This is a genomic window from Agrococcus sp. Marseille-P2731 (assembly GCF_900117395.1).
Lineage (GTDB): Bacteria > Actinomycetota > Actinomycetes > Actinomycetales > Microbacteriaceae > Agrococcus.
In genome coordinates this window covers 811,661-836,952 of the sequence record NZ_FPEG01000003.1, presented here as the reverse complement: position 1 = coordinate 836,952, position 25,292 = coordinate 811,661, and the positions used below count along the sequence as shown (strand labels likewise).

The following is a 25,292-nucleotide window of genomic DNA, read 5'->3' as shown; positions in this document are numbered from 1 at the left end:
GGGTCTCCTCAGAATCCGGGCAGCAGGCTCACGACGAGGTCGATGAGCTTGATGCCGATGAAGGGTGCGATCACGCCGCCGAGCCCGTAGACGAGCAGGTTGCGGGAGAGCATCCGGGATGCGCTCTCCGCGCGGGTGCGCACGCCCCGCAGGGCGAGCGGCACGAGCGCGACGATGACGAGCGCGTTGAAGATGACGGCGGAGAGGATGGCCGACTCCGGGGAGCTCAGCTGCATCACGTTGAGCGGTGCGAGCTGCGGGAGCGAGGCGGCGAACATCGCGGGCACGATGGCGAAGTACTTCGCGATGTCGTTCGCGATCGAGAAGGTCGTCAGGGCCCCCCGGGTGACGAGCAGCTGCTTGCCGATCCGCACGACGTCGATGAGCTTCGTCGGGTCGGAGTCGAGGTCGACCATGTTGCCGGCCTCCTTCGCTGCCGAGGTGCCGGAGTTCATGGCGACCCCGACATCCGCCTGCGCCAGCGCGGGGGCGTCGTTCGTGCCGTCGCCCGTCATCGCCACCAGCCGCCCGCCTTCCTGCTCCTTGCGGATGAGCGCCAGCTTGTCCTCCGGCGTGGCCTCGGCGAGCACGTCGTCGACGCCTGCCTCCTCGGCGATCGCGGCGGCCGTGAGCCGGTTGTCGCCGGTGATCATGACGGTGCGGATGCCCATCGCCCGCAGCTCCGCGAAGCGCTCGCGCAGACCGTCCTTGACGATGTCCTTGAGGTGCACGACGCCGAGCGCACGAGCGACGCCGCCGATGCGCTCCGCGACCACGAGCGGCGTGCCGCCCGAGCGGGCGATCGCCTCGACCTGCTCGGTCAGCGCGCGCGCATCCGCCCCGGTGGATGCATCCGATCCCATCCAGGCCAGCACGGCGCCCGCCGCACCCTTGCGGATCTCGCGCAGGCCATCGGGCCCCTGCAGGTCGACGCCCGACATGCGCGTCTGCGCCGTGAACTCGACCGGCTCGCCTGCGACCTCGCCGAACTCGTGACCCTGCTGGTGCGCGAGCTCGACGATGGATGCCCCCTCGGGGGTGGGATCGGCGAGCGAGCCGGTCGCGGCCGCGATGGCGAGCCGCGCATCCGTCACGCCGTCGGCAGGCAGGAACGCCACCGCGCGACGGTTGCCGTGCGTGATCGTGCCGGTCTTGTCGAGCAGCAGCGTCGTGACGTCGCCGGCGGCCTCGACCGCGCGACCCGACATCGCCAGCACGTTGCGCTGCACCAGCCGATCCATGCCGGCGATGCCGATGGCGGAGAGCAGGGCGCCGATGGTAGTGGGGATGAGGCACACGAGCAGCGCGATGAGCACCGCGACGCTCACGGGCTCTGCCACGAAGCCGGCGATCGGGTTGATGGTGAGCGCCACGACCACGAAGACGATCGAGAGGCTCGCGAGCAGGATCTCGAGAGCGATCTCGTTGGGCGTCTTCTGACGGTCGGCACCCTCGACCAGCGCGATCATGCGGTCGACGAAGCTCTCTCCCGGCTTCGAGGTGATGCGCACGACGATGCGGTCGCTCAGCACCCGCGTGCCGCCGGTCACGGCGCTGCGATCTCCGCCGGATTCGCGCACGACCGGAGCCGACTCGCCAGTGATCGCCGATTCGTCGACCGTCGCGATGCCCCAGACGATCTCGCCGTCGCCGGGGATCGCCTCGCCAGCCGTCACGAGCACGTGGTCGCCGGGCAGCAGCTCGCTCGACGAGATCTCGCTCGTCTGCGCGCGCTCGGCCCCCGCATCCGCCGGGGTCCACGAGGCGAGCCTGCGGGCAGGGGTCGCCGTGCGGGTCTGGCGCAGCGAATCCGCCTGCGCCTTGCCGCGGCCCTCGGCGACCGCCTCCGCGAGGTTCGCGAAGAGCACCGTGAGCCAGAGCCAGACCGCGATCGCCCAGGTGAAGGCCAGCGACGAGCCTCCGCCTGCCGGGAGGAACGGGTGCGCGACGGCGATCGCGGTCGTGAGGGCGGCGCCCGCCTCCACGATGAGCATGACGGGCGTGGCGAGCATGTGGCGCGGGTGCAGCTTGCGCAGCGCGCCGGGCAGCGCCTGCCAGAGCTGGGCGGGCGTCAGTGCGCCGCGGCGCTCGCCCTCGGCGGAGTGCGCGTCGGGCTTGGCCGAGGTGGATGCCGGGCTGGATGCCGGCGTGGTCGTGGGCGTGGTGGTCACAGGAGGCCCTCCGCGATGGGTCCGAGGGTGAGGATGGGGAAGTAGGTGAGGGCGGTGACGATGACCGTCACGCCCACGAGCAGGCCGACGAAGAGCGGCCGGTGCGTCGGCAGGGTGCCGACGGTGGCGGGCGCAGCGCCCTGGCGGGCGAAGCTGCCCGCGAGCGCGAGCACCAGGACGATCGGCACGAAGCGGCCCAGCAGCATCGCGACTCCGAGCGCCACGGTGAACCAGGGCGTCGAGGCGGTGAGGCCCGCGAAGGCCGAGCCGTTGTTGTTGGCGGCTGAGGTGAAGGCGTAGAGCACCTCGCTGAGGCCGTGCAGCCCGGGGTTCCACAGCGACTCGCCCTCCACCGATGCGCGCACCGCAGGGATCGCGAAGCTGAGCGCGGTGCCCGCGAGCACGAGCGTCGGCGTCACCAGGATCATGAGGCTCGCGAGCTTCATCTCTCGCGGTCCGATGCGCTTGCCGAGGTACTCGGGGCTGCGTCCGACCAGCAGGCCAGAGAGGAAGACGGCGATGATCGCGAGCACGAGCATCCCGTAGAGGCCGGAGCCGACCCCGCCGGGCGCGACCTCGCCGAGCATCATGTTGAGCATCGGCAGCAGACCGCCGAAGGCCGTGAAGGAGTCGTGCATGCCGTTGACCGCGCCAGTGGAGGTGGCGGTCGAGACCGTGCCGAACAGCGTCGTGCCGAGCACACCGAAGCGCACCTCCTTGCCCTCCATGGCGCCGCCGGCGAGCTCAGGGGCGGTGCCGTGGCCCGCGCTCTCGACGACCGAGAGGATCGTGAGGGATGCGATGAAGATCGCCGCCATCGCACCGAGGATCGCCAACCCCTGCCTGCGGTCGCCGACCATCGTGCCGAAGGTGCGGGTGAGCGCCACCGGGATCAGCAGCATGAGCACCGTCTGCACCAGGCTGGTCCAGGCGGTCGGGTTCTCGAGCGGATGCGCGGAGTTGGCGTTGAAGAAGCCGCCGCCGTTCGTGCCAAGGATCTTGATCGCCTCCTGCGAGGCGACGGGACCGAGCGGCACGGTCACCTGCTGGCCGGTGAGCGAGGTCGCGCTGCCGAAGGGCGCGAGCGTCTGGACGGTGCCGCCGATCACGAGCACGACGGCGACGATCGCGGCGAGCGGCAGCAGGATGCGCGTGCAGATGCGCACGAGGTCGACCCAGAAGGAGCCGATCGTCGCTGCCCTGCGCCGCGAGAGGCCGCGCACGAGCGCCACCGCGACGGCGATGCCGACGGCCGCCGAGACGAAGTTCTGCACTGCGAGGCCGCCGAGCTGCACCAGGTGCCCCATGGTCACCTCCGGCGAGTAGGACTGCCAGTTCGTGTTCGTCACGAACGAGACGGCGGTGTTGGCCGCGAGCAGCTCTGGCACTGCGGGCGTGCCGAGCGAGAGCGGCAGGAAGGCCTGCAAGCGCTGGAGCCCGTAGACGACGAGCACGCCCACGAGCGATACGGCGAGCACTGACTTCGCGTAGGACTGCCACGACTGCTCGCGCTCCGGGTCGACGCCCAGCAGCCGGTAGGCGCCGCGCTCGATCGTGAGGTCGTGCGGGGAGGTGAAGGCTCGCGCCATGCCGTCGCCCACCGGGCGCCAGAGCAGCGCGAGCACGGCGACGAGGGCGGCGGCCTGGGCGAGGCCGGGCAGGAGGTCGGCGGGCATGCTCACCGCTCCGGGTGCACGAGCGTGCGCACGAGCAGTGCGAGCGCAGCGAGGGCGAGGGCGACGGCGATGATCTCGAAGACGATCACAGCGCGTCGGCCCCCCGCACGAGCAGGCCGACGAGCGCGAAGATCGCGATGATGCCGGCGACGACGACAAGGTCGAGCATGGGTTCCTCCGGTCGGGGCGGCGACGCAGCCGTCGCCGGGCCGCGGGCGGCCGATCTCGATCAGACACCTGCCGGAGGGCCCGGCGGTCAGTCCTCACGCTTCCCTCACGGGTCGGTGGCCACGCCTCACGCTTCCCTCGCGGCATCGCTTCGCGTAGCATCGCTCGAGCACGTGCGGGCAGTGTCAGTGCCCGTGCCCTCCGCGAGAGAAGAGCCGAGATGACCGAGACCCAGGGAGCCGCGACCACGCGCTGACCCGACCGCACACGCACGGTCGATCGATCCGTCAGCGCATCCCGCTCTCGGAGGATCTCTCTTGGCTCATCCCGCCATCGCGCTCACGCGCATCCACGTCTCCTGGCCTGACGGCACCGCGGTGCTCGACGGCCTCACCGGCAGCCTCGGCCACGGCCGCACCGGGCTCGTCGGCCGCAACGGCGTCGGCAAGTCGACGCTGCTGCGCCTCATCGCCGGCGAGCTCGCACCCGCCGCCGGCGACGTCTCGGTGCACGGCACGGTCGCGACGCTGCCGCAGCAGCTCGCGCTCGGGCCGGGCACGGTGGCGGATGCGCTCGGCATCGCACGCGTGCTCGGCGCGATCGAGGCGATCGAGTCGGGCGACGCCTCGCCCGCGCGCTTCGACGAGGTCGGCGACCGCTGGGGCGTCGAGGCCGAGGCGCTCGGCGAGCTCGCCGCGCTCGGCCTCGCCGGCGACGCAGAGCTGCTGCGCCGCCCCATCGCCTCGCTCTCGGGCGGGGAGGCCGTGCTCGTCGGCCTGACCGCCATCCGGCTGCAGCGCGCCGACATCGCGCTGCTCGACGAGCCGACCAACAACCTGGACGCATCCGCTCGTGCCCGCCTGCACGCGGCGGTCGAGGGCTGGCGCGGCACGCTCGTCGTGGTCAGCCACGACACCGAGCTGCTCGAGCGGGTCGACCGCATCGCCGAGCTGCACGGCAGCACGCGCTCGGGCGCCGCGGGCGCGAGCCTGCGCACGTTCGACGGGCCCTACTCGGTGTACCGCGCGGCGATCGAGGCCGAGCAGCGCGAGGCCGAGCGCGACGTGCGCGACGCCGAGCAGCTGCTGCGACGCGAGAAGCGCCAGCGCATCGAGGCGGCCGAGCGGCGCTCGCGGTCGGAGGCCGCCGGGCGACGCGCGGGCGCGGCGGGCGGGATCCCGAAGATCGTGGCGGGCGGACTGCAGCGGAAGGCTGAGGGCACGAGCGCGCGCTCGAAGGCGCTGCACGAGGGGCGGGAGGCGGCTGCGGGCGCAGCGCTCGAGGCGGCCGAGGAGCGGCTGCGCGACGATCGCGCGATCCGCATCGAGCTGCCCGACACCCGCGTGCCCGCTGGGCGCGAGGTGCTCGAGCTGCGCACGGCCGCGGGCGCAGCCATCCGCGTCCGCGGGCCCGAACGCATCGCGCTGACCGGCGCGAACGGCGCGGGGAAGTCGACGCTGCTCGACGCCATCGCTTCGTTCGGCAGCGCGTCGTCCGGCGGTGTGACGTCCGTCAGCGCGACGCCCGAGGCGAGCCACGCTCGGCCGGCGCCTGTCGCGGTCGTGACCCACCGCATCCGCAGCACCGCCCTGCTGCCGCAGCGCGTGCGCTTCGGCGACGAGGATGCGACGCTCATCGACGCCGTGCGCGAGGTCGCGCCGGATCGCGACCCCGGTGAGGTGCGCGCGCAGCTCGCGCGATTCCTGTTCCGCGGGCGCAGGGCCGAGCAGCGCGTGCGCGAGCTCTCGGGCGGCGAGCGCTTGCGGCTCGCGCTCGCGCGCCTGCTGCTGGCCGACCCGCCGCCCCAGCTGCTGCTGCTCGACGAGCCGACGAACTCGCTCGACCTCGACTCGGTCGACCGGCTGGTGGAGGCGCTCGCGGCCTTCGAGGGCGCGCTCGTCGTGGTGAGCCACGACGCCGGCTTCCTCGAGCGGATCGGCAGCACGCGCAGCTGGTCGATCGAGGCCGGCGGGCTCGTCGATCGCCTGCCGTGAGCGCCGCCGCGCCCGTAGCATCGAGCGGAGGACACCGATGGAGACCCCCGGAGGCGATGATGCACGTGGACACCCGAGCGCTCGACGAGGCCGTCGCGGAGCGCGCCTTCACCGGCGTCGCCACGATCGACGTGGCAGGCGAGCGCACGCTCGAGCGCTGCGAGGGATACCGGCACCGTGCGCTCGAGGCGCCGATGACCGCGGACACGCGCATCGCGATCGCGAGCGGCAGCAAGGCCTTCACAGCGCTCGCGATCATGCGGCTCGTCGAGGAGGCCGCGCTGCGGCTCGAGCAGCCCGTGCGCGAGGTGCTCGGCGACGACCTGCCGCTCATCGACGACGCGGTGACGATCGAGCACCTGCTCGGCCACACCTCCGGCATCGGCGACTACCTCGACGAGGAGGCGCTCGGCGACATCAGCGACTTCGTCATGACCGAGCCGGTGCACGCGCTCACGCGGGCGGAGGCGTTCCTGCCGATGCTCGAGGGGCACGAGCAGCGCTCCGCACCGGGTGAGCGCTTCGCCTACTGCAACGGCGGCTCCATGGTGCTGGCCCTGGTGCTCGAGCGCGTGACGGGCGAGGGGTACCAGGATGCGGTGCAGCGACTCGTGCTCGAGCCCGCGGGTCTCGAGCGCACCGGCTTCCTGCCCCTCAACGCGCTGCCGGGTGATGCGGCGGTCGGATACCTGGACGAGGAGGGCGACCTCGCCAACACCCTACACCTGCCGGTGCTGGGCAACGGCGACGGCGGGGCGTTCACGACCGCCGGTGACCTGCACCGCTTCTGGCTCGCGCTGCTGGATGGCCGCATCGTCTCGAGGGAGAGCGTCGACACCATGACCCAGCCGCGCCACGAGGTGCCGGGGGAGGACCTGCGCGCCGGGCTCGGCCTCTTCCTGCACGCCACCGGCCCTGCGCTCGTGCTCGAGGGCTACGACGCCGGCGCCTCGTTCCGCACCACCCACATCCCCGCGTCGCAGACGACCGTCAGCGTGCTCGGCAACAGCTCCGAGGGCGCGTGGCCGGTGATCGGCGTGCTCGCCGAGGCTATCGACGCCGAGCTGGAGGGCGCTGGGTGGGCGCTCGACGACCCCGGGGCCTGACGGACCGACGACGCGGCCGCCGGCTCCGCCGCGAGCCGCGGCATCCTCAGGCCGTGGGGAAGCGCACGCCCGTCAGCTCCTCCGAGAGGCTCCAGCCGCGGCGCGCGTCGTCCTCGCTGCGCAGGCGCGAGTACATCCGCTGCTCGGCGGGCGCGCCGCCCAGGTGCCCAGGCCCGCGCGGGCCGTACAGCCTGCCCGGTCGAGCGTCTGGCGAGGTGGCCGCGTGGAGCGCCGGCAGGCCAGCGGTCTGCGGGGTGCCGGCGAGGATGCCGCGCGCGGACATCCAGCGGATCGCGCGCACGGCTGCGGTGTCGCGCGCGCGGTCGAGCTCCGGTCGCGCCGAGAGCAGGCTGGTCGGTGCGATGCCGGGGTGCGAGAGGTTGCTCGTGATGCCCCAGCCCGCCGCCGCGCTGCGCCGCTCGAGCTCGAGCCCGAACAGGCCGAAGAGGATCTTCGAGTGCCGGTAGGCCCGCATGCCGTCGTAGCTGCGCTCCCAGTTCGAGTCCTGCCAGTTGATCGCGCCGCCGTTCGCCGCGACGCTCACCTGCGAGGTGACGCGCGCGCGGCCGTGGCGCAGCAGCGGCAGCAGCTGCGCCACGAGCGCGAAGTGGCCGAGGTGATTGGTGCCGAGCTGCAGCTCGAAGCAGTCGCTCGTTACCTGCCGCGTCGGCGGCGTCATGACGCCCGCGTTGTTGATCAGGAGGTGGATGGGCCTGCCGTCGCCCCGCAGGGTGTCGCCGAGCGCCGCCACGGAGGCGAGCGAGGAGAGGTCGAGCTGCTGCAGCTCGACCGTCGCGGCCGGCGCGCGCTCCTCGATCGCGGCCTTGGCCGCAGCGCCCTTCTGCTGGTTGCGCACGGGCAGCACCAGCTCGGCGCCGGCGCGGGCGAGGCGAGTCGCGATGCCCAGCCCGATGCCGTCGCTGCCGCCGGTGACGAGGGCGCGCGTGCCGCTCAGGTCGGGGATCTCGATGTCGATCGTCCTGCGTGTCATGGGTGCTCCATCGTTCGGGTGGTGCCTCCACTGTCGGGCGCGCCGCTGGCCTGAACCAGGACCTCCCGATCCACCGCTCCGCATCCACCGCTCCGCATCCGCCACTCCGCATCCGCCGCTCCGCATCCGTGGATCGTCAGGGCGTGGCTCGACGCCGCTCGACCCGGTAGGAACGACGATGAGGCGGAGGTGCGACATGGTGATCGATCGAGACGGGCTCGCCGAGTTCCTGCGGCATCGTCGCTCGGTGCTGCAGCCGGAGGACGTGGGGCTCGGCCGCGGCCAGCGGCGCCGCACGGAGGGCCTGCGCCGCGAGGAGGTCGCCGCGCTCAGCAGCATGTCGACCGACTACTACGCGCGCCTGGAGCGCGGCACGGGGCCGCAGCCCTCCGAGCAGATGCTCGCCGCGATCGCACAGGGGCTGCACCTGAGCGTCGACGAGCGCGACCACCTGTTCCGGCTCGCGGGCCACCGAGCGCCGCTGCGAGGCGCCTCGAGCGATCACGTCAGCCCGGGGATGCTGCGCATCTTCGATCGGCTCGCCGACACCCCGGCCGAGATCGTCACAGAGCTCGGCGAGACGCTGCGGCAGACCCCGCTCGGCGTGGTGCTCACCGGCGACACCGCGAGCCTGCGGGGGCCGGAGCGCAGCATCGGCTACCGGTGGTTCACCGACCCGGAGAGCCGCCGGCTCTACGCCACCGACGACCACGAGTTCCTGTCGCGCCTGTGGGCCTCCGGCATCCGCCAGGTGGTGGCAGAGCGCGGGCGCCCGTCGCGCGGCACGATGCTGCTCGACCTGCTGCTCGAGCGCAGCGCCGAGTTCCGCAGCGTCTGGGAGCTGCAGGAGGTGGGGCTGCGACCGCGCGAGGTCAAGCGCTTCGAGCACCCGGAGGTCGGCACGCTCGAGCTCTCCTGCCAGACGCTCGTCGAGCCGAGCCAGTCGCACGTCCTGCTCGTGTACACGGCCGCTCCGGGCAGCGAGAGCGCCGAGAAGCTGCGGCTGCTGTCGACCCTGAGCGCGCGGATGCCTCGATAGCCTGAGCGACGGCCGGCCCCGCAGCGCATGCTGCGCGCAGGATGCCGGAGAGCGCTGGAGGTGCCGTGGTCGACGACGGGTCGAGGCGCGACGAGCTCGAGCGCCTGCAGCGCGCCGAGGCGCAGCTCGCCGCGATCGCGAGCACGACCCGCGACCTGCTCGAGGTGCAGGATGCGACGGCGATGCTGCAGCGCATCGTCGATCGCGTGCACGAGCTCGCGGGTGCCGACGTCACCTATCTCTCCGTGTACGACGTCGACTCCGACGAGCTGTTCGTGCGCGCGGTGCGCGGCTCGCGCTCCGGCAGGTTCCTCGGCATGCGGGTTCCGGCGGGCGTGGGCGTCGCGAGCCTCGCGGTTCGCACGCGCAGCGCGCAGTCGGTCGCCGACTACGACGAGCTCGGTGCGCTGCCGCGCGACCACCAGATCGACGAGATCGTCGGTGCTGAGGGCATCCACGCGATCCTCGGTGCGCCGCTGCTCGCGGCCGGCGAGGTGCTTGGCGTGCTGTTCGTCGCGAATCGCGCCGCGCGCCGCTTCGACGAGGAGGACTCGTCGCTGCTCACCGCCTTCGCCGACCACGCGGCGATCGTGCTGCGCATCGCCGGCGTGCTCGACGCGCTGACCGCGAGCAGGCACGAGGCGGAGGCGGCGCGCGAGCGGGCGGAGCGGCTCGCAGCCGACACGCTCTCGGCGTCGCGGCTGCACGGCGAGCTCACCGGACTCATCGTCGGTGGCGGCGGGCAGGCCGACGTGCTCGCGGCGCTCGCCGTGGCGCTCGAGCGCCCGATCTGGGCCGAGGACCTGCACGGCGAACCGCTCTGGGGCACGCCGCGACTGGGTGCGCGCGACGCCCGCGCAGAGCTCGCCCTGGCGGTCTCGCACAGCGCGGCGACCGGCAGGGTGTCGGTGCTCGGCGGCGGACCGGTACGCGCGACGATCACCGTGCTCGGCGCCGGCCAGCGCATCGGCGCGGTGCACATCGGCGGCGTCACCCCGCTCAGCGAGCTGCAGCGGCGCACGCTCGAGCGCACTGCGCAGATCCTGGCGCTCGTGACGATGCAGCGCAACGCGGTCTCCGACGCCGAGGAGCGCGTGCGCGGCGAGCTCGTGCTCGACCTGCTCGACAGCGCCGACGCCGAGGCGGCCGTGCGCCGCGCGCGGCAGCGAGGGGTCGCGGTGGACCGCCCGTGGAGCACGGTCGCGGTGAGCGTGGCCGAGAGCGAGCGCTCGCGCGCCGCCGCGCGACTGCGGCAGCTGCGAGGCGCGCTCGTCAGCATCGCTCCGGACGGATGCGCGGTGCTCGTGCCGGAGGGCGAGGCGCAGCGGGCGGCATCGACCGTGCGCTCGCTGCTGGAGGGGCTGCCGGCGGTCGTGGTCGCCGAGCCCGTCGCGACCCTCGCCGGCGCGCAGTCGGGCATGCGCGCCGCGGTGCGCGCCGCCCGGTTGCTGCGGGGGCTCGGCATCGACGACGCGGCGACGACCGCCGTCGAGCTCGGCCCCTACGCGGCGATGTTCGACGACGACGGCGCACGCGCTCGCGCCTTCATCGACGCATCGATCGGCGCGGTGCTCGGATGGGATGCGCGTCGCGGCACCGAGCTCGGTGCGACGCTCGCCGCGCTGCTGGAGGCGCAGGGCTCGGCGGTCTCGGCTGCCCGAGTGCTGCGCGTGCACGTCAGCACCGTGAAGCAGCGAGCGGCGCGGCTGCGCTCGCTGCTCGGCGAGGACTGGGATGCGCCGGAGCCGCGCTTCCGAGTCGAGGTCGCCATCCGACTCCACCGCGCACTGCAGGGTCTGGAGAGGACACGCTCGACCCCCGGAATGTGACCCATCCGGCCATGCACCCGCGGTGCGCCGCGCGCTTGACTGAGGCGGCCGACGAGGGTGCGGCGCGAGAGGTGGCGAGGATGGCACGGACGAGCAGGCTCAGCGGGCTGCGCAATCACACGATCGAGGAGCGTCGCGCGATCGTCGCGGATGCGCTCGGCGCACCGGATGCGCTCGCGCAGCTCGTCGACGGCGGCCTCGACGAGGCGCGCGCCGATCGCATGATCGAGCACGTCGTCGGCCAGATCGGCATCCCGCTCGGCGTCGCCACGAACTTCCTCGTGAACGGTCGCGAGGTGCTCGTGCCCATGGCCACCGAGGAGCCCTCGGTCGTCGCGGCCGCGAGCAACGTCGCCCGCATGGCGCGCGAGCGCGGCGGGTTCACGACCTCGAGCACGGCGCCCATCATGCAGGCGCAGATCCACGTCGTCGAGGTCGCCGACGCGCACGGCGCGAAGCTGCGCATCCTCGAGCAGCGCGACGAGCTCATGCGCCTCGCCGACGAGCAGGACCCGCGGCTGGTGGAGCTCGGCGGCGGCGTGCGCGACCTGATCGTTCGGATCGTCGAGCGCGGCGGACGGCGGCACCTCGTCGCGCACCTGCTGGTCGACGTCCGCGACGCGATGGGCGCGAACGCTGTCAACACCATGGCGGAGGCCATCGCACCTCGGGTCGCCGAGCTCGCCGGCGGCCGGCCGCTGCTGCGCATCCTGACGAACAAGGCCGACCTGCGCCTCAGCCGCGCGCGCGTCACGGTCCCCGCCGAGATGCTCGGCGGCGCCGAGGTCGTCGAGAACATGATCCTCGGCGCTCAGCTGGCGGAGGACGACCCCTACCGCGCCGCCACGCACAACAAGGGCATCATGAACGGCATCACCGCCGTCGTGCTCGCGACCGGCAACGACACCCGCGCGGTGGAGGCAGGAGCGCACTCGCACGCGGCGCGCGACGGCCACTACGGCTCGCTCTCGCACTTCGAGCGCGACGCGGCCGGCGACCTCGTCGCCACGCTCGAGCTGCCCCTCGCCGTCGGCCTCGTCGGGGGCGCGACCAAGTCGCATCCCGCAGCCCAGGCCGCCGTCGCGATGACCGAGGTCACGACCGCGCAGGAGCTCGCAGAGCTGATCTGCGCCGTCGGCCTCTCGCAGAACGTCGCCGCCGTGCGCGCGCTCGCCGCCGAGGGCATCCAGCAGGGGCACATGGCCCTGCACGCTCGCAACGTCGCCGTGGCCGCAGGCGCGGAGGGCGACGAGATCGAGGCCGTCGCCGCGCGCCTCGTCGAGCAGCGCGCCGTGCGCGCCGACGTCGCCGAGCGCGAGCTCGCCGCCATCCGGGGCAAGGCGTGACCGACACCCTCGCCCTCGGGCTCCCCGTCCCGCGCTCCCGCGCGGGGCTGCCCGAGCGCGTGACGATCTGGGAGGTCGGCCCCCGTGACGGTCTGCAGGCCGAGGCGACATCGCTCTCCGTCGGCGACCGCGTCGACCTGATCCGGCGGCTCGCGGCAGCCGGGGCCAGCGTGATCGAGGCGGGCAGCTTCGTGCGCGCAGACCGCGTGCCGCAGATGGCCGGCTCCGGTGAGGTGCTGAGCGCGCTCGGCGACGTCGGCGTGCGGCTGCCCGTGCTCACGCCGAACCTGCGCGGGCTCGACGACGCGGTCGCCGCCGGCGCTCGCGAGGTCGCGGTCTTCCTCAGCGCGACCGAGCGCTTCTCACTCGCGAACCTCGGCGCCTCGAAGGCCGATGCCGAGCGCGCCGCTGAGGCGGTCGTGCGCGCGGCGCTCGAGCAGGGGATCCGGGTGCGCGGCTACGTCTCCATGGTCTTCGGCGACCCCTGGGAGGGGCCGGTCGCGCACGAGGCGACCGTCGAGGTCTCCGAGCGGATGCTCGAGTGGGGCGTCGCCGAGGTGTCGCTCGGCGACACGATCGGCGTCGGCACCCCCGGCGCGGTCACCGACGTCGTCGCGGCGCACCGCGACCGCGGCATCCCCGTCGACCTGCTCGCGCTGCACATGCACGACACCTATGGCCAGGCGCTCGCGAACGTCTACGCGGGCCTCGAGGCAGGCGTGCGCATCTTCGACAGCGCGGTCGCAGGCACGGGCGGCTGCCCGTTCGCGAAGTCCGCGACCGGGAACCTGGCGACGGAGGATCTCCTCTGGATGCTCGACGGGCTCGGCATCGAGCACGGCATGGACCTGTCGGCGATCGCCGACACCGGCAACTGGCTGAGCGTGCAGCTCGGCAAGGCCACGACATCTCGCGTCGCACGAGCGCTCGCGAGCGGAAAGGAAGCGCGATGAAGCGCACGTATCTCGAGGTCTGGGGTGACACGGTCGACGGGCGCCACCTGCTCGGGGCCATCCTCATCGGCGTCGGCCTCGGCACCCCGGCCTACTTAGTCGCCGCATGGCTGTTCGGTCAGGCGGAGACCATCGACCCCGCCCTGTCCAAGTCCTACGCGCTGCTGGTCGGACTGGGCGCCTGCGTCCTGACGGGCGTCATCTCCGCCCGCATCTTCCCGCCGAAGCGCGTCCTCGTCGAGGCGGCGGACGAGCCGGGCTCGCGCGAGGTCGCGATGGACTCGATCGAGGAGGAGTTCGGCCCGCTCGGCGACCCCGACGAGTTGCCTCCCGCAGTGCTGCGCGAGGTCAAGGAGCTCGGGCTCTACGAGGACCTGGCACGCCAGCACGCGAAGCACGCCGCGAAGGAGGCGAACCGCTGATGGAGATCCTCGACGCAACCCTCTGGGCCGTGGGCATGGCGCTCATCGGCGCCATCGTCTTCGGCCTCCTCGGCCTGGTCTCCGGCACCGACGAGACCGCCACCATCGCGCCCGTGACGCTGCTCGTGATCCTGCTGGGCGTGCCGGCACCCGGTGTCTTCGCCTTCTTCATGGCGGCAGTCGCCTCGAAGCACATCACCCACGCGATCCCGACCACCCTGCTCGGCATCCCGGGCGACACCATGGCTGCGCCCCTGCTGCAGGACGCGCAGATGCTGCGCGAGCTCGGCGTGCCGCACATCGCGCTGCGCAAGGCGATCTCCGGCGGCGTCGTCGCGGCGCTCATCGCCGTGCCGCTCGCCGTGCTCTTCGCGCTCGTGCTCACCCCCTTCGCCGACGCGATCGGCGCCGTGGCGCCGTGGCTGTTCCTCGGGGCCGCCGCGCTCGTCGCCGTGCTCTCGAAGGGCCGCTGGGCCGCGCTGTTCGCGCTCGTGCCCTTCGTGCTGCTCGTGGTCGGGCTGCAGGGCTTCGCGACCTCGGTGCTCGACAAGGGCCTCACCATCGCGTTCTTCCTCGGCATCGCGACCGGTCCGCTGATCGCCGACCTCTTCCTCGCCTCGAGCCCCGCAGGGCGCAAGCTCATCGGTCGCACCGAGCAGCGCACCTTCGAGCTCGCGCGCGACACGCGCACCTGGAAGGGGCGGATGCCGAACCCGCTCTCGGTGCTCGACCGCAAGCAGCTCGGCTACACGGCGACCGCCGCGGGCATCTCGAGCGCGACCTTCGTGTTCTCGCCGGTGGCCATGACGGTGCTCATGGGTGAGCTCTTCGGCGCTCGCTTCAAGAACGGCTACCACCGCCTCACGGCGCGCATGGCCATCCGCAACGGCACGACCGAGTCGACGTACATCGCCGAGACGCTCATCCCGCTCATCGCGATCGGCCTGCCGCTCTCGCCGATGGCCGCGAGCGTCGCGAGCCCGCTGTTCAACGCGCCGCCGGTCTACACGATCGACACCGAGGCGGGCACGACGAATAACCTGCACGACATGCTCGAGCCGTGGCAGTTCCTCGTGTTCGGCCTCGTCGCGGTGATCATCGCGGTGCTCATCAGCTACCCCTTCGCGATGACGCAGGCGCACCGGGCGGCGAAGTGGGTCATGCGCAAGGTCTCGCACGAGGCGATCATCGGGGCCTTCGCGGCGCTGATCGTGGTCATCTGCCTCTACGAGGGCGGCATCGTCGCGCTGCTGGTGACGCTCACGGTCGGCCTCGTGGGCGGCATGCTCAACCGCATGTTCAACATGCACACGGGCGTGCAGTTCATGGGCTTCTACGTCGCGGCGCTCTCGGTGCCCGCGATCATGGCGCTCTTCGCCTGATCCGAGCACGCTCGAGCAGAGCACCCAGGGGCCGATCCGCAGCGCGGGTCGGCCCCTGGGTCGCGCGAGTACCCTGGAGGCAATGCCTCCCACCATCCGCCCCCGCCGGCTGCGGCAGAGCGCACCCATGCGCCGCCTGGTCGCCGAGACCCGCATCCACCCCGCCCAGCTCGTGCTGCCGATGTTCGTCGCCGAGGGGCTGACCGAGCCGCGCGCGATCAGCTCGATGCCCGGCCAGGTGCAGCACACGCTCGACACCGCCGCGCGCGAGGTCGAGCGGGGCATCGCCGCCGGCATCGGCGGCGTCATGCTCTTCGGCGTGCCGCAGCACAAGGATGCGGTGGGCTCGGGAGCGACGGATCCGGACGGCATCCTCAACCGCGCGACGGCGTTCCTCGCCGAGCGCTTCGGCGACGCCACGGTCATCCAGACCGACCTGTGCCTCGACGAGTTCACCGACCACGGCCACTGCGGCGTGCTCGCCGACGACGGCTCGGTCGACAACGACGCGACCCTCGAGCGCTACGCCGACATGGCCATCGCGCAGGCCGAGGCCGGCAGCCGCATCCTCGGCCTCAGCGGCATGATGGACGGCCAGGTCGAGCACGTGCGCACCGCCCTCGACGCCACCGGCCACCAGCAGACCGCGATCCTCGCCTACAGCGCGAAGTACGCGACCGCGCTCTACGGCCCCTTCCGCGAGGCCGTCGACTCGAGCCTCACCGGCGACCGCAAGACCTACCAGCAGGATCCGGGCAACCGCCGCGAGGGCCTGCGCGAGGCGCTCCTCGACATCGCCGAGGGCGCCGACATCGTGATGGTGAAGCCGGCCGGCCTCTACCTCGACGTGCTCGCCGACGTCGCCGCCGCATCCGACGTGCCCGTCTGGGCCTATCAGGTGTCGGGGGAGTACGCGATGGTCGAGGCCGCGGCCGCGAACGGCTGGATCGACCGCGACCGCCTCATCACCGAGAGCCTGACGAGCATCGTGCGGGCCGGGGCCGACACCGTGCTGACCTACTGGGCCATCGAGCAGGCCGAATGGCTGCAGGCGCGCGGGCTCAGCACGCAGGGCATGCCCGACCAGGGCCTGCACGGAGCATCGGGGGCACGACCGTGAGCACCAACGCCGAGCTGTTCGAGCGGGCCAAGCTCGCGATCCCGGGCGGCGTGAGCTCGCCCGTCCGCGCCTTCGGCTCGGTGGGCGGCACGCCCGCGTTCCTCGTCGGCGCCAAGGGCGCATACGTGACGGATGCGGAGGGTCGCGAGCTCGTCGACCTGGTCGCGAGCTGGGGCCCGGCGATCCTCGGCCACGCGCACCCGGAGGTCGTCGAGGCCGTGCAGGATGCCGCGAGCCGCGGCCTGTCGTTCGGCGCGTCCACGCCGGGCGAGGCGCTGCTCGCCGAGGAGGTCGAGCGCCGCGTCGGCCCCGTCGAGCGGCTGCGGCTCGTCTCGACCGGCACCGAGGCGACCATGACGGCGATCCGCCTCGCGCGCGGCGCGACCGGCCGCGACCTGCTGGTGAAGTTCGACGGGCACTACCACGGGCACTCCGACGGGCTGCTGGCCGCCGCGGGCAGCGGTCTCGCGACGCTCGCGCTGCCCGGCTCGGCCGGCGTGCCGGCCGCGGTCGCCGCGACGACCCTCGTCATCCCCTACAACGACCGCGACGCCGTCCGGGCGGTCTTCGCCGAGCGCGGTGACGAGATCGCGGCCGTCATCGTCGAGGCCGCGCCCGCCAACATGGGCGTCGTCGAGCCCGACGGCGACTTCAACGCCTTCCTCGCCCGCACCGCCCACGCGCACGGCGCGCTGCTCATCAGCGACGAGGTGCTCACGGGCTTCCGCGTCCACCGGGCCGGCATGTGGGGCATCGAGCAGTGGGTGGGTGACGAGGCCCCCGACCTCATCACCTTCGGCAAGGTCATCGGCGGCGGCATGCCGCTCGCCGCCCTCGGCGGCAAGGCAGCGCTCATGGAGCTCCTGGCCCCGACGGGCCCGGTGTACCAGGCGGGCACGCTCTCCGGCAATCCGGTCGCGGTCGCCGCTGGTCTCGCGACGCTTCGCCTGACGACCGACAGCGTCTACGCGAGGCTCGACGCCGCGGCCGACGTGATCACGCAGGCGTTGACGGATGCGCTGCACGCCGAGGGCGTGCCGCACGCGATCACGCGGGTCGGCAGCCTCTTCTCGGTGGCGTTCCGAGAGGGCGCGCCGTCGAGCTTCGACGAGGTGCGCGCGCAGGACGCCTCCCGCTCCCCGCCGTTCTTCCACGCGATGCTCGACGCGGGCGTGAGCCTGCCGCCGAGCGTCTTCGAGGCCTGGTTCGTGATGGCCTCGCACGGTGACGAGCCGCTGGCGCGCATCGTCGAGGCGCTGCCTGCCGCCGCTCGAGCAGCTGCCGCAGCCACTCGCTGAGGCGCCGCCGCATTCCGCCCCCTGGCCGTCGGCGGGCAACGCGGTTACGGTGGGCGGCATGGCGACCCAGCTGGAATGCCCGAACTGCGGCAGCACCATGCGCGAGATCGTGTGGGGCTACGGCACCATCGCCGACGTGGCCGATGCCGGTGACGTCGTGATCGGCGGCTGCGTGATCGACGTCGACCCCGACGGTCGCGTCGCGGCACTGCAGTGCCCGGCGTGCGGCACCCGAGCCGATGCCGACGGCGCGGCGCTCGAGCGGCCCGAGCCCACGGCGACCGAGCATCCGTTCGCGGTCGCCTTCAGCAACCCGCAGCCCGCGAAGCAGGAGGCCCCCATGAGCGACCACGAGCGCAACGACGGCGGCGCCGCGGTGCGAGCGGCGATGGATGCGTCGCCGTTCGTCGACGAGGACTTCGGCGGCGTCGCGTCGGGTGCGGACTGGCGCGACCACGTCGAGCCCTACGCCTCCCGCGAGGACGCGCTGCCCGAGCACGGCCACCCGACGCCCGATCACGTCGAGCCCTACGCCTCGCGCGAGGATGCCCTGCCTGCCGGCTCGACGCCGACCCCCGAGCGCGTCGGGCCCTACGCATCTCGCGACGATCGGCTGCCGGAGCGCTCCGGAGGCTGGCGCGACCGCATCGACCCCTACGCCTCGTAGCGGCGGTGCGGCCGCAGGGCCGGCCGCGTCAGAAGAAGCCGATGATGCGCCCGACCATGCCGAGGACCACGGCGATCACGAGCACGACGGGGATCGCGATCAGCCAGGCCTTGTTGCCGGCGCCCTCACCGCCACGGTCGCGGTCGAGGCCCGGGTTCGTGGGGCCGACGCCCGTGCCCTCGGCGGGCGGCGTGTCGCCCTCGATGCTGAAGCCGGAGTGCTCGTCGGCGGCCCGGGCTCCCGCCTCTGGGTCGTTCCGAGCGTCTTCTGGCGTGATGTTCGACACGGTTGCCCGCCTTCGGCCGATGCTGCATGGGAAGTGACCACAGGCTAGCAACCCCACGCCGGGGCGCGGCTGTGGCTGCGGCTAGAAGAGTCGCGCCCGCCCGGAGTCGATGCCGCGCATCTCGTCGTAGTCGAGCACCACGCAGCGGATGCCGCGATCCTCGGCGAGCGTGCGCGCCTGCGGCTTGATCTCCTGCGCCGCGAAGACTCCCGTGACCGGAGCGATGCGCGGGTCGCGGTTCAGCAGCTCGAGGTAGCGGGTCAGCTGCTCCACGCCGTCGATCTCGCCGCGGCGCTTGATCTCGACCGCGACGGTCGCCCCGGCGTCGTCCCGAGCCAGGATGTCGACGGGCCCGATCGCCGTCATGTACTCCCGCCGCCACAGCTCGAAGCCGTCGCCGAGGCGCTCGATCTGCTCGGCGAGCAGCACCTGCAGGTGCGCCTCGACGCCGTCCTTCACGAGGCCCGGGTCGACACCCAGCTCGTGCGAGGTGTCCGAGAGGATCTCGTGCAGCGACACGATGAGCGAGTCGCCGGTCTTCTTGTGGGTGACCTTCCAGACCTCGGTGACCCCGGCATCCGCCTGGTCCTGATCGGGCGCGGATGCGGTGAGCACCGCGGGCGGGCTCATCCAGTTGAGCGGCTTGTACGAGCCGCCGTCGGAGTGCACGAGGATCGAGCCGTCGGCCTTCAGCATCAGCACCCGCGGGGCGAGCGGGAGGTGCGCGGAGAGGCGCCCGGCGTAGTCGACGGAGCAGTGGGCGACGACGATCCTCATGCGGTCTCCTTCGGGGGCTTGACGACGGCGATGGCGGCGGTGCCGCGCTCGCGGGCGACGTGGCTCGTGAGCAGCGACAGCAGCACGAAGGCGAGCACCGCGAGCAGCGCGAGCCGCAGGCCGACGACGTCGCCGAGGAGGCCGAGCAGCGGCGGACCGGCGAGGAACGCGATGTAGCCGATCGCCGAGACGGTGCCGACGCGCGCCGCTGCCATGCGCGGCTCGTCGGCGGCGGCGCTCATGCCCACGGGGAAGCCGAGGCTCGCGCCCACGCCCCACAGCACGACGCCCGTGATGACGAGCGGGGTGGGCTCGGCGTAGATCACGAGCAGCAGGCCGATGGCCGCGATCGCGGCGGTGGCGCGCAGCACCGGCACGCGGCCGAAGCGCGCGAGCAGCTTGACGCCGAGCACGCGGCCGAGCGTCATGGCCGTCAGGAAGAGCGCGAGCATGAAGGCGCCGCCCTCGTTCGAGAAGCCGTGGCCGTCGACCATCGTGAGCGCGAGCCAGTCGTTGGCGCTGCCCTCGGTGAGCGACATGCCGAGCACGAGCAGGCCCAGCATGATCGTGCGCGGATCCTTCCAGACCGCGAGGCGCTCGCGCAGCGTCACGGGCTCCTCGTCCTCCGCCTCGACGTCGGCGGGCAGGAAGCGGAAGACCGTGACGGCGAGCGCCATCAGGGCGATGCCGACGCCCGTGGCCTGCCAGCCGATGCCGACGCCGAGCAGCTCGCAGAGCCCGCCGACGCCCGCGCCGGCGACGGTGCCGAGCGAGAAGAAGGCGTGGAAGATCGGCATGATCGGCTTGCCGAGGGCGCGCTCGTTGGCCGCGCCCGAGATGTTCATCGCCACGTCGGTGATGCCGGTGAAGCTGCCGCCCAGGATGAAGCCGGCGATCAGCAGCCACAGCAGGCTCGAGTCGGCGGCCCAGCCGGCGATCGCGAGGCCGACAGAGACGACCACCATGCCGGCGGAGACCACCAGGCGCGTACCGAGCGCGTGGATGATGTGGCTCGCGAGCAGCAGACCGGTGACCGAGCCGATCGAGATGCCGAGGAGGATCAGCCCCATCTCGCCCGTCGTCACGCCCAGCTGGTCGCGCACGTGCGGCACGCGCGCCATCCAGCTCGCGAAGCCGAAGCCCATGGCGAAGAAGGTGGCGAAGATGGCGTTGCGCCACGAGGTCACGGAGTGCACCGGCCCATTCTGCCGTGCCGGCGGGCGGCGCGCTGCGCCTCGCCGCCCGCCGGCGGGGGTCAGCCGCAGCTGGCCGCGAGCATCGGCAGCAGCACCGCGTTGAGGTCGTACAGCGGCTCGGGGCTGCCGGAGCGATCCATGCCCGTGATGGCGAAAGTCACCTGGCGCGAGCCGTCGGCCGAGGTGTAGGCGACGCTCACCGTGCCCATCGCGCCGCCGTCGTGGCCGTAGAGGAACTCGCCCGGCACGCACGGGTCCGGCACCCGGTAGATGCCGAGGCCGTAGCCGGTCGCCTCGGTCACGGGCGCGATCATCTCGGCCAGCGACTCCTGCGACACCACCTCACCGGTGATGAGCGCCTCCGTGAAGGCCGACAGGTCGCGCGTGGTGGTCACGAGCGCGCCGGCGTGCGAGAAGAACGTCGGGTCGAAGTGCTGCAGGTCGTGCCAGCGCTGGCCGTCCCACATCGCCTCCTGCATGGCGTTGCCGCGCAGGCCCGGCTCATCTGGGTAGCTGGTCTGGCGCAGCCCCAGAGGGTCGAAGATGCGCTCCTCGAGCAGGTCGGCGACGCTCTCGCCGGTCGCCTCCTCGAGCGCGACGCCGAGCGCCACGTAGGCGGCGTTCGAGTAGGCGTACTCGCCCGCGGGCGTCCACGCGCCGGCGTTCGCGGCGGCGACGTGCTCCTCGTCGGGGTAGCGGTCGCCGAGCACCGCGACGAGCTCGTCGATCGAGGTCGGGTCCTGCATGTTCGCGAGCAGCAGCTCGACGGTGCCGTTGGGGGTGCCGCCGGTGTGGCTCAGCAGCTGGCGGAGGGTGACGCCCGGGTGCTCGGGGAAGATGCCGGGCACGACCTCGCCGATCGGGGTGTCGAGGCTCCAGGTGCCGGCCTCGACCTCCTGCAGGACGAGCGCGGCGATCATCATCTTGGTGTTGCTCGCGGCGCGGAACCCGCTGTGGTCGAGCACCGGCGGGCGACGGTCGAGCGCCCTCGTGCCCGCCGCATCCGACCACGCACCGTCGGCGGTCTCGACGCGAGCCACCGCTCCGACCGCGCCGGCCGCGACGACCTCGTCGAGCGCCGCCTCGATCTGCGCGTACGGGTCCTGCGGCTGCTCCGGTGCCTGCCCGGGCCGCTGCTGCGTGCCCTCGGGCTCGGCCGAGCGCAGCGAATCGATCGCGGGCGACGACCACAGCTGCTCGTGCAGCGCGGTGTCGTCGGGCACCGCGGCGGGTTCGCCCGATGGCGCGAGGCTCGCGCCCGTGAGGGCCGTGACGGCAGCGACCGCCCCGGCAGTGATCAGCAGCTTCGATGTGCGCATGTGCTCAGCTCCTCTTCGCGACGTCGTGCGATGGACCGGAGTCCGGGCACTGCCCCGTTGGGCTGCACCGCGCCGACGCCTCAACGCTGGCAGGGCGCGCTGGGCGGCGCATCCCTCATCGGAGGGAGATCGCCTCGGTCGGTCGGCGGAGGCGCGCGTCAGCTGCGGCCGACCCGCATCCACGCGTCGCTGCGCGCGCGCAGCCCCAGCGTGACCGCCCGCGCGCCGAGGTAGGCGAACGAGAACGCCGCCCAGATGACGGCGAGCTCGCCCCACCCCGGCACGAGCGCGAGCAGCAGGAGCGGCAGGTAGACGAGCAGGTTCACGATGCCCGTCCAGGCGAGGTAGCGCACGTCGCCGGCACCGATCAGCACGCCGTCGAGCACGAAGACGAAGCCCGCGATCGGCTGCGCGAGCGCCAGCAGCACCAGCGCGACCGGCAGCGCCTCGAGCACGGCCGCATCGGTGGTGAACACCCGCCCGAGCACCCAGGCGACGGCGAGGAGCGCCGCGCCCACGACGCATCCGAACCCCACGCCCCAGACCTGCAGCCGCCGCGTCACCGCGCGCACCTCGCCCACGTCGCCCGCGCCTAGGGATCTGCCGACCATCGCCTGCCCGGCGATCGCGAGCGCGTCGAGCGCGAAGGCGAGGGTCGAGAAGAGCGTGAAGGCGATCTGCGTGGCAGCGAGCGTCGTCGTCCCGGCCTGCGTCGCGACGGCGGTCGTCGCGAGCAGCGCGACGCGCAGCGAGAGCGTGCGCACGAAGAGCCAGCCACCCGTGGACGCCGTGCGGCCCAGGTCGGCCCAGCGGATGCCGAGCGGCACGCCCTGCCGCCGCGCCTCGCGCACCGCGAACCACAGGAAGAAGGCCGCCATGCCCCACTGCGCGATGACGGTGCCGAGCGCGCTGCCGGCCACGCCGAGCCCGAGGCCGTAGATGAGGAGCACGTTGAGCGCGGCGTTCGCGCCGAAGCCGATCGTGGCGACGACGAGCGGCGTGCGCGTGTCCTGCAGGCCGCGCATGAGGCCCGTCGCGGCGAGCACGATGAGCATCGCCGGCAGGCCGAGGATCGAGATGCCGAGGTAGACCGCGGCGTGCTCGGTGACGGCGGAGGCGGCGCCGAAGAGGGCGACGAGCGGATGCGCGAGCGGGGTCGCCAGCAGCAGCGCCGCGCCTGCGACGATCGCGAGCCAGATGCCGTCGATGCCCGCGCGGATCGCCGCCGGTCGGTCGCCGGCGCCGAGCAGCCGCGCGACAGCCGGCGTCGTGCCGTAGGCGAGGAAGATCAGCAGGCCGACAGCGGTCGAAAGCACGGCGACGCCGATGCCGACGCCGGCGAGCTGCTCGGCGCCGAGGTGCCCGACGAGCGCGGTGTCGACGAGCAGGAACGCCGGCTCCGCCACGAGCGCGCCGAGCGCGGGCACGGCGAGGCGCAGGATCTCGCGATCCCGCTCGCTGGGCTGCATCCGCACCGCCCCACGCTACCGATCAGAGCACCGGCCGTAGGCTGAGGAGCATGACGACTCTGCCCTCCGGCCTGCCCGTCGACGACTTCGACGACGCGATCCGTCCTCAGGACGACCTGTTCCTCCACGTGCACTCCCGCTGGCTCGAGCGCACGGAGATCCCCGCCGACAAGGCCCGCTGGGGCTCCTTCGCGGTGCTCGCCGAAGCGGCAGAGGAGGCCGTGCGAGAGATCGTCATCGAGATGCAGGATGCAGAGCCCGGCACCGACGCCCGCAAGGTCGGCGACCTCTACGCCTCGTTCCTCGACGAGGACGCGGCGAACGCGAAGGGCATCGAGCCGATCCGCCCACTGCTGGAGCGCGCCGAGCGCGTCACGGACATCGACGGCCTGCTGACGCTGCTCGGCGAGCTCGAGTCGATCGGCGGCCCCGCGCTCGCCGGCCAGTGGGTCGACACCGACCCGGGGGACCCGTCCCGCTACCTCGTCCACGTCACCCAGGGCGGTATCGGCATGCCCGACGAGTCGTACTACCGCGAGGAGTCGTTCGCCGAGATCCGCGCCGCCTACCTCGAGCACCTGCAGACGATGTTCGGCCACCTCGGCGCCGAGGGCGCCGAGTCGGAGGCGGCGGTCGTGTTCGCGCTCGAGACCGAGCTCGCGACCCACCACTGGGACAACGTGCAGAGCCGCGACGACGAGAAGACCTACAACCTGCAGCGCCTGATCGACGAGCACCCGCGCCTGCGCCCGTGGCTCGAGGCCATCGACGCGCCCGCCGGCATCTACGCGGAGGCCGTGGTGCGCCAGCCCAGCTTCTTCGACGGGCTCGAGACGATGCTCGTCGACGAGCGCATCGACGAGTGGCGCTCGTGGCTGCGCATCGGCATCCTGCGCTCCTACGCCAGCTACCTGACCACGCAGATCTCGCGCGACCAGTTCGACTTCTACGGCACCGTGCTCACGGGAGCGACGGAGCAGCGCGAGCGCTGGAAGCGCGGCATCTCCCTCGTCGAGGGCATGCTCGGCGACGCCGTCGGCAAGATCTACGTCGAGCGGCACTACCCGCCGGAGGCCGAGGCGGCCATGGACGTCCTCATCGAGCACCTCGTCGAGGCCTACCGGGCCTCCATGGCGACGCTCGAGTGGATGGGCGAGGAGACGCGGCAGCGCGCCTTCGAGAAGCTCGACAAGTTCACGCCGAAGATCGGCTTCCCGCGCCGCTGGAAGGACTACGGCTCGCTCGAGATCGGCGACGACCTGGTCACCAACGTGCAGGCGGCGACGCGCTTCGAGCACGACCGCGAGCTCTCCAAGATCGGCAAGCCGATCGACCGCGACGAGTGGTTCATGAACCCGCAGACGGTCAACGCCTACTACAACCCGGGCTTCAACGAGATCGTCTTCCCGGCGGCCATCCTCCAGCCCCCGTTCTTCGACGCGGGTCGGGATGCGGCGGCCAACTTCGGCGGCATCGGCGCGGTCATCGGACACGAGATCGGGCACGGCTTCGACGACCAGGGCTCGAAGTACGACGGCGACGGGCGCCTCATCGACTGGTGGACGGATGCGGACCGCGCCGCGTTCGAGCAGCGCACCGCCTCGCTCATCGCGCAGTACGACGCCCTGGAGCCGGTCGCGGCGCCGGGCCACCGCGTCAACGGTGCCCTCACGATCGGCGAGAACATCGGCGACCTGGGCGGCCTCGGCATCGCCTGGCGCGCCTACCTGCGCTCCCTCGGCGGCGAGGAGCCGCCGGTGATCGACGGTCTGACGGGCGCGCAGCGCTTCTTCCTGTCGTGGGCCTACGCCTGGCAGATGAAGATCCGCCCGGAGGAGGCCGTGCGCCTGGTCTCGATCGACCCGCACTCGCCCAACGAGCACCGCACGAACCAGGTGGTGAAGAACCTCGACGCCTTCGTCGAGGCCTTCGACGTGCAGGCCGGCGACGGCCTGTGGCTCGATCCTGAGGCCCGCGTCACGATCTGGTGACGCCGCTGCGCGAGAGGCGCGAAGACTGTGAGCGCGTCCAGGGATGCGCTGGGTATCGTGGGGGCAGACCAACGCCAGCATCGCTGGCACAC

General features: G+C 72.9%; 20 protein-coding genes. 12 read left to right on the top strand and 8 right to left on the bottom strand.

What is annotated here, in order from left to right; all coding sequences use genetic code 11:
* Positions 1-8: 8 nt before the first annotated feature.
* Entirely contained in the window at positions 9-2,171 is a 2,163-nt protein-coding gene (kdpB, locus tag BQ6202_RS12135) for a potassium-transporting ATPase subunit KdpB (RefSeq protein ID WP_072314670.1), read from the bottom strand.
* Positions 2,168-3,847 (bottom strand): potassium-transporting ATPase subunit KdpA, encoded by a 1,680-nt coding sequence (gene kdpA / locus BQ6202_RS12130; RefSeq protein WP_072314669.1) that lies wholly within the window; start codon positions 3,845-3,847, stop codon positions 2,168-2,170. The genes kdpB and kdpA overlap by 4 nt, the downstream gene beginning before the upstream one ends.
* Before the next feature lie 485 nt (positions 3,848-4,332).
* Here kdpA and BQ6202_RS12125 point away from each other — a divergent pair, with 485 nt between their 5' ends.
* Complete coding sequence (locus tag BQ6202_RS12125; RefSeq protein WP_200792254.1) at positions 4,333-6,009, top strand: ABC-F family ATP-binding cassette domain-containing protein; 1,677 nt, start codon at positions 4,333-4,335, stop codon at positions 6,007-6,009.
* A gap of 59 nt (positions 6,010-6,068) precedes the next feature.
* The gene (locus tag BQ6202_RS12120) at positions 6,069-7,115 is read left to right on the top strand and encodes a serine hydrolase domain-containing protein (protein WP_072315160.1); all 1,047 of its coding nucleotides are present in this window, start codon (positions 6,069-6,071) and stop codon (positions 7,113-7,115) included.
* A 46-nt stretch (positions 7,116-7,161) separates the two neighbouring features.
* Here BQ6202_RS12120 and BQ6202_RS12115 read toward each other — a convergent pair whose 3' ends face one another.
* Positions 7,162-8,106, bottom strand: a complete 945-nt coding sequence (locus tag BQ6202_RS12115; RefSeq protein ID WP_072314667.1) for an SDR family oxidoreductase — start codon at positions 8,104-8,106, stop codon at positions 7,162-7,164.
* A 196-nt stretch (positions 8,107-8,302) separates the two neighbouring features.
* Between BQ6202_RS12115 and BQ6202_RS12110 the strand changes: the two genes are divergently transcribed.
* The 9 genes from BQ6202_RS12110 to BQ6202_RS12070 all read left to right on the top strand — a co-directional run bounded on the left by BQ6202_RS12110 (position 8,303) and on the right by BQ6202_RS12070 (position 18,162).
* Complete coding sequence (locus BQ6202_RS12110) at positions 8,303-9,145, top strand: helix-turn-helix transcriptional regulator (protein WP_200792253.1); 843 nt, start codon at positions 8,303-8,305, stop codon at positions 9,143-9,145.
* A 41-nt stretch (positions 9,146-9,186) separates the two neighbouring features.
* A complete protein-coding gene (locus BQ6202_RS12105) occupies positions 9,187-10,974 on the top strand; it encodes a helix-turn-helix domain-containing protein (RefSeq protein ID WP_083587259.1) in 1,788 nt (595 codons plus the stop codon).
* An 80-nt stretch (positions 10,975-11,054) separates the two neighbouring features.
* Positions 11,055-12,320, top strand: coding sequence for a hydroxymethylglutaryl-CoA reductase, degradative (locus BQ6202_RS12100; protein WP_072314665.1), 1,266 nt, complete (start codon positions 11,055-11,057; stop codon positions 12,318-12,320).
* Positions 12,317-13,273, top strand: a complete 957-nt coding sequence (locus tag BQ6202_RS12095; protein WP_072314664.1) for a hydroxymethylglutaryl-CoA lyase — start codon at positions 12,317-12,319, stop codon at positions 13,271-13,273. The genes BQ6202_RS12100 and BQ6202_RS12095 overlap by 4 nt, the downstream gene beginning before the upstream one ends.
* A complete protein-coding gene (locus tag BQ6202_RS12090; RefSeq protein ID WP_072314663.1) occupies positions 13,270-13,695 on the top strand; it encodes a hypothetical protein in 426 nt (141 codons plus the stop codon). The genes BQ6202_RS12095 and BQ6202_RS12090 overlap by 4 nt, the downstream gene beginning before the upstream one ends.
* Positions 13,695-15,077, top strand: coding sequence for a tripartite tricarboxylate transporter permease (locus BQ6202_RS12085; protein ID WP_072314662.1), 1,383 nt, complete (start codon positions 13,695-13,697; stop codon positions 15,075-15,077). Before BQ6202_RS12090 ends, BQ6202_RS12085 begins: the two co-directional genes overlap by 1 nt.
* Before the next feature lie 82 nt (positions 15,078-15,159).
* On the top strand, positions 15,160-16,197 hold the full coding sequence (gene hemB / locus BQ6202_RS12080; RefSeq protein WP_083587258.1) for a porphobilinogen synthase: 1,038 nt from the start codon (positions 15,160-15,162) through the stop codon (positions 16,195-16,197).
* Positions 16,194-17,495: a glutamate-1-semialdehyde 2,1-aminomutase gene (gene hemL / locus BQ6202_RS12075; RefSeq protein WP_072314661.1), complete on the top strand. Its 1,302-nt coding sequence runs from the start codon at positions 16,194-16,196 to the stop codon at positions 17,493-17,495. Before hemB ends, hemL begins: the two co-directional genes overlap by 4 nt.
* Before the next feature lie 58 nt (positions 17,496-17,553).
* Positions 17,554-18,162, top strand: coding sequence for a hypothetical protein (locus BQ6202_RS12070; RefSeq protein WP_072314660.1), 609 nt, complete (start codon positions 17,554-17,556; stop codon positions 18,160-18,162).
* 28 nt (positions 18,163-18,190) lie between these two features.
* Here BQ6202_RS12070 and BQ6202_RS12065 read toward each other — a convergent pair whose 3' ends face one another.
* From BQ6202_RS12065 to BQ6202_RS12045, 5 genes are all read right to left on the bottom strand, one after another.
* Positions 18,191-18,448 carry a DUF6480 family protein gene (locus BQ6202_RS12065; protein WP_072314659.1) on the bottom strand — a complete coding sequence of 86 codons (258 nt, stop codon included), beginning with the start codon at positions 18,446-18,448 and terminating at the stop codon, positions 18,191-18,193.
* A gap of 81 nt (positions 18,449-18,529) precedes the next feature.
* The gene (gene nucS, locus BQ6202_RS12060; RefSeq protein ID WP_072314658.1) at positions 18,530-19,225 is read right to left on the bottom strand and encodes an endonuclease NucS; all 696 of its coding nucleotides are present in this window, start codon (positions 19,223-19,225) and stop codon (positions 18,530-18,532) included.
* On the bottom strand, positions 19,222-20,421 hold the full coding sequence (locus tag BQ6202_RS12055) for an MFS transporter (RefSeq protein ID WP_072314657.1): 1,200 nt from the start codon (positions 20,419-20,421) through the stop codon (positions 19,222-19,224). The genes nucS and BQ6202_RS12055 overlap by 4 nt, the downstream gene beginning before the upstream one ends.
* Before the next feature lie 59 nt (positions 20,422-20,480).
* Complete coding sequence (locus BQ6202_RS12050; RefSeq protein WP_072314656.1) at positions 20,481-21,740, bottom strand: serine hydrolase domain-containing protein; 1,260 nt, start codon at positions 21,738-21,740, stop codon at positions 20,481-20,483.
* Between the two features lie 158 nt (positions 21,741-21,898).
* Positions 21,899-23,209, bottom strand: a complete 1,311-nt coding sequence (locus tag BQ6202_RS12045; protein WP_072315158.1) for an MATE family efflux transporter — start codon at positions 23,207-23,209, stop codon at positions 21,899-21,901.
* 50 nt (positions 23,210-23,259) lie between these two features.
* Between BQ6202_RS12045 and BQ6202_RS12040 the strand changes: the two genes are divergently transcribed.
* A complete protein-coding gene (locus BQ6202_RS12040) occupies positions 23,260-25,200 on the top strand; it encodes a M13 family metallopeptidase (RefSeq protein WP_072314655.1) in 1,941 nt (646 codons plus the stop codon).
* Positions 25,201-25,292: the final 92 nt, after the last annotated feature.

What these genes read in the sequence shown, in the direction of transcription:
- kdpA (WP_072314669.1), bottom strand. Translation starts at nt 3,847, where the DNA reads ATGCCCGCCGACCTCCTGCCCGGCCTCGCCCAGGCCGCCGCCCTCGTC.
- BQ6202_RS12085 (WP_072314662.1), top strand. Translation starts at nt 13,695, where the DNA reads ATGGAGATCCTCGACGCAACCCTCTGGGCCGTGGGCATGGCGCTCATC.
- hemB (WP_083587258.1), top strand. Translation starts at nt 15,160, where the DNA reads ATGCCTCCCACCATCCGCCCCCGCCGGCTGCGGCAGAGCGCACCCATG.
- nucS (WP_072314658.1), bottom strand. Translation starts at nt 19,225, where the DNA reads ATGAGGATCGTCGTCGCCCACTGCTCCGTCGACTACGCCGGGCGCCTC.
- BQ6202_RS12105 (WP_083587259.1), top strand. Translation starts at nt 9,187, where the DNA reads ATGCCGGAGAGCGCTGGAGGTGCCGTGGTCGACGACGGGTCGAGGCGC.
- BQ6202_RS12045 (WP_072315158.1), bottom strand. Translation starts at nt 23,209, where the DNA reads ATGCAGCCCAGCGAGCGGGATCGCGAGATCCTGCGCCTCGCCGTGCCC.
- BQ6202_RS12110 (WP_200792253.1), top strand. Translation starts at nt 8,303, where the DNA reads ATGGTGATCGATCGAGACGGGCTCGCCGAGTTCCTGCGGCATCGTCGC.
- BQ6202_RS12100 (WP_072314665.1), top strand. Translation starts at nt 11,055, where the DNA reads ATGGCACGGACGAGCAGGCTCAGCGGGCTGCGCAATCACACGATCGAG.
- BQ6202_RS12090 (WP_072314663.1), top strand. Translation starts at nt 13,270, where the DNA reads ATGAAGCGCACGTATCTCGAGGTCTGGGGTGACACGGTCGACGGGCGC.
- BQ6202_RS12070 (WP_072314660.1), top strand. Translation starts at nt 17,554, where the DNA reads ATGGCGACCCAGCTGGAATGCCCGAACTGCGGCAGCACCATGCGCGAG.
- BQ6202_RS12050 (WP_072314656.1), bottom strand. Translation starts at nt 21,740, where the DNA reads ATGCGCACATCGAAGCTGCTGATCACTGCCGGGGCGGTCGCTGCCGTC.
- BQ6202_RS12120 (WP_072315160.1), top strand. Translation starts at nt 6,069, where the DNA reads ATGCACGTGGACACCCGAGCGCTCGACGAGGCCGTCGCGGAGCGCGCC.
- BQ6202_RS12040 (WP_072314655.1), top strand. Translation starts at nt 23,260, where the DNA reads ATGACGACTCTGCCCTCCGGCCTGCCCGTCGACGACTTCGACGACGCG.
- BQ6202_RS12115 (WP_072314667.1), bottom strand. Translation starts at nt 8,106, where the DNA reads ATGACACGCAGGACGATCGACATCGAGATCCCCGACCTGAGCGGCACG.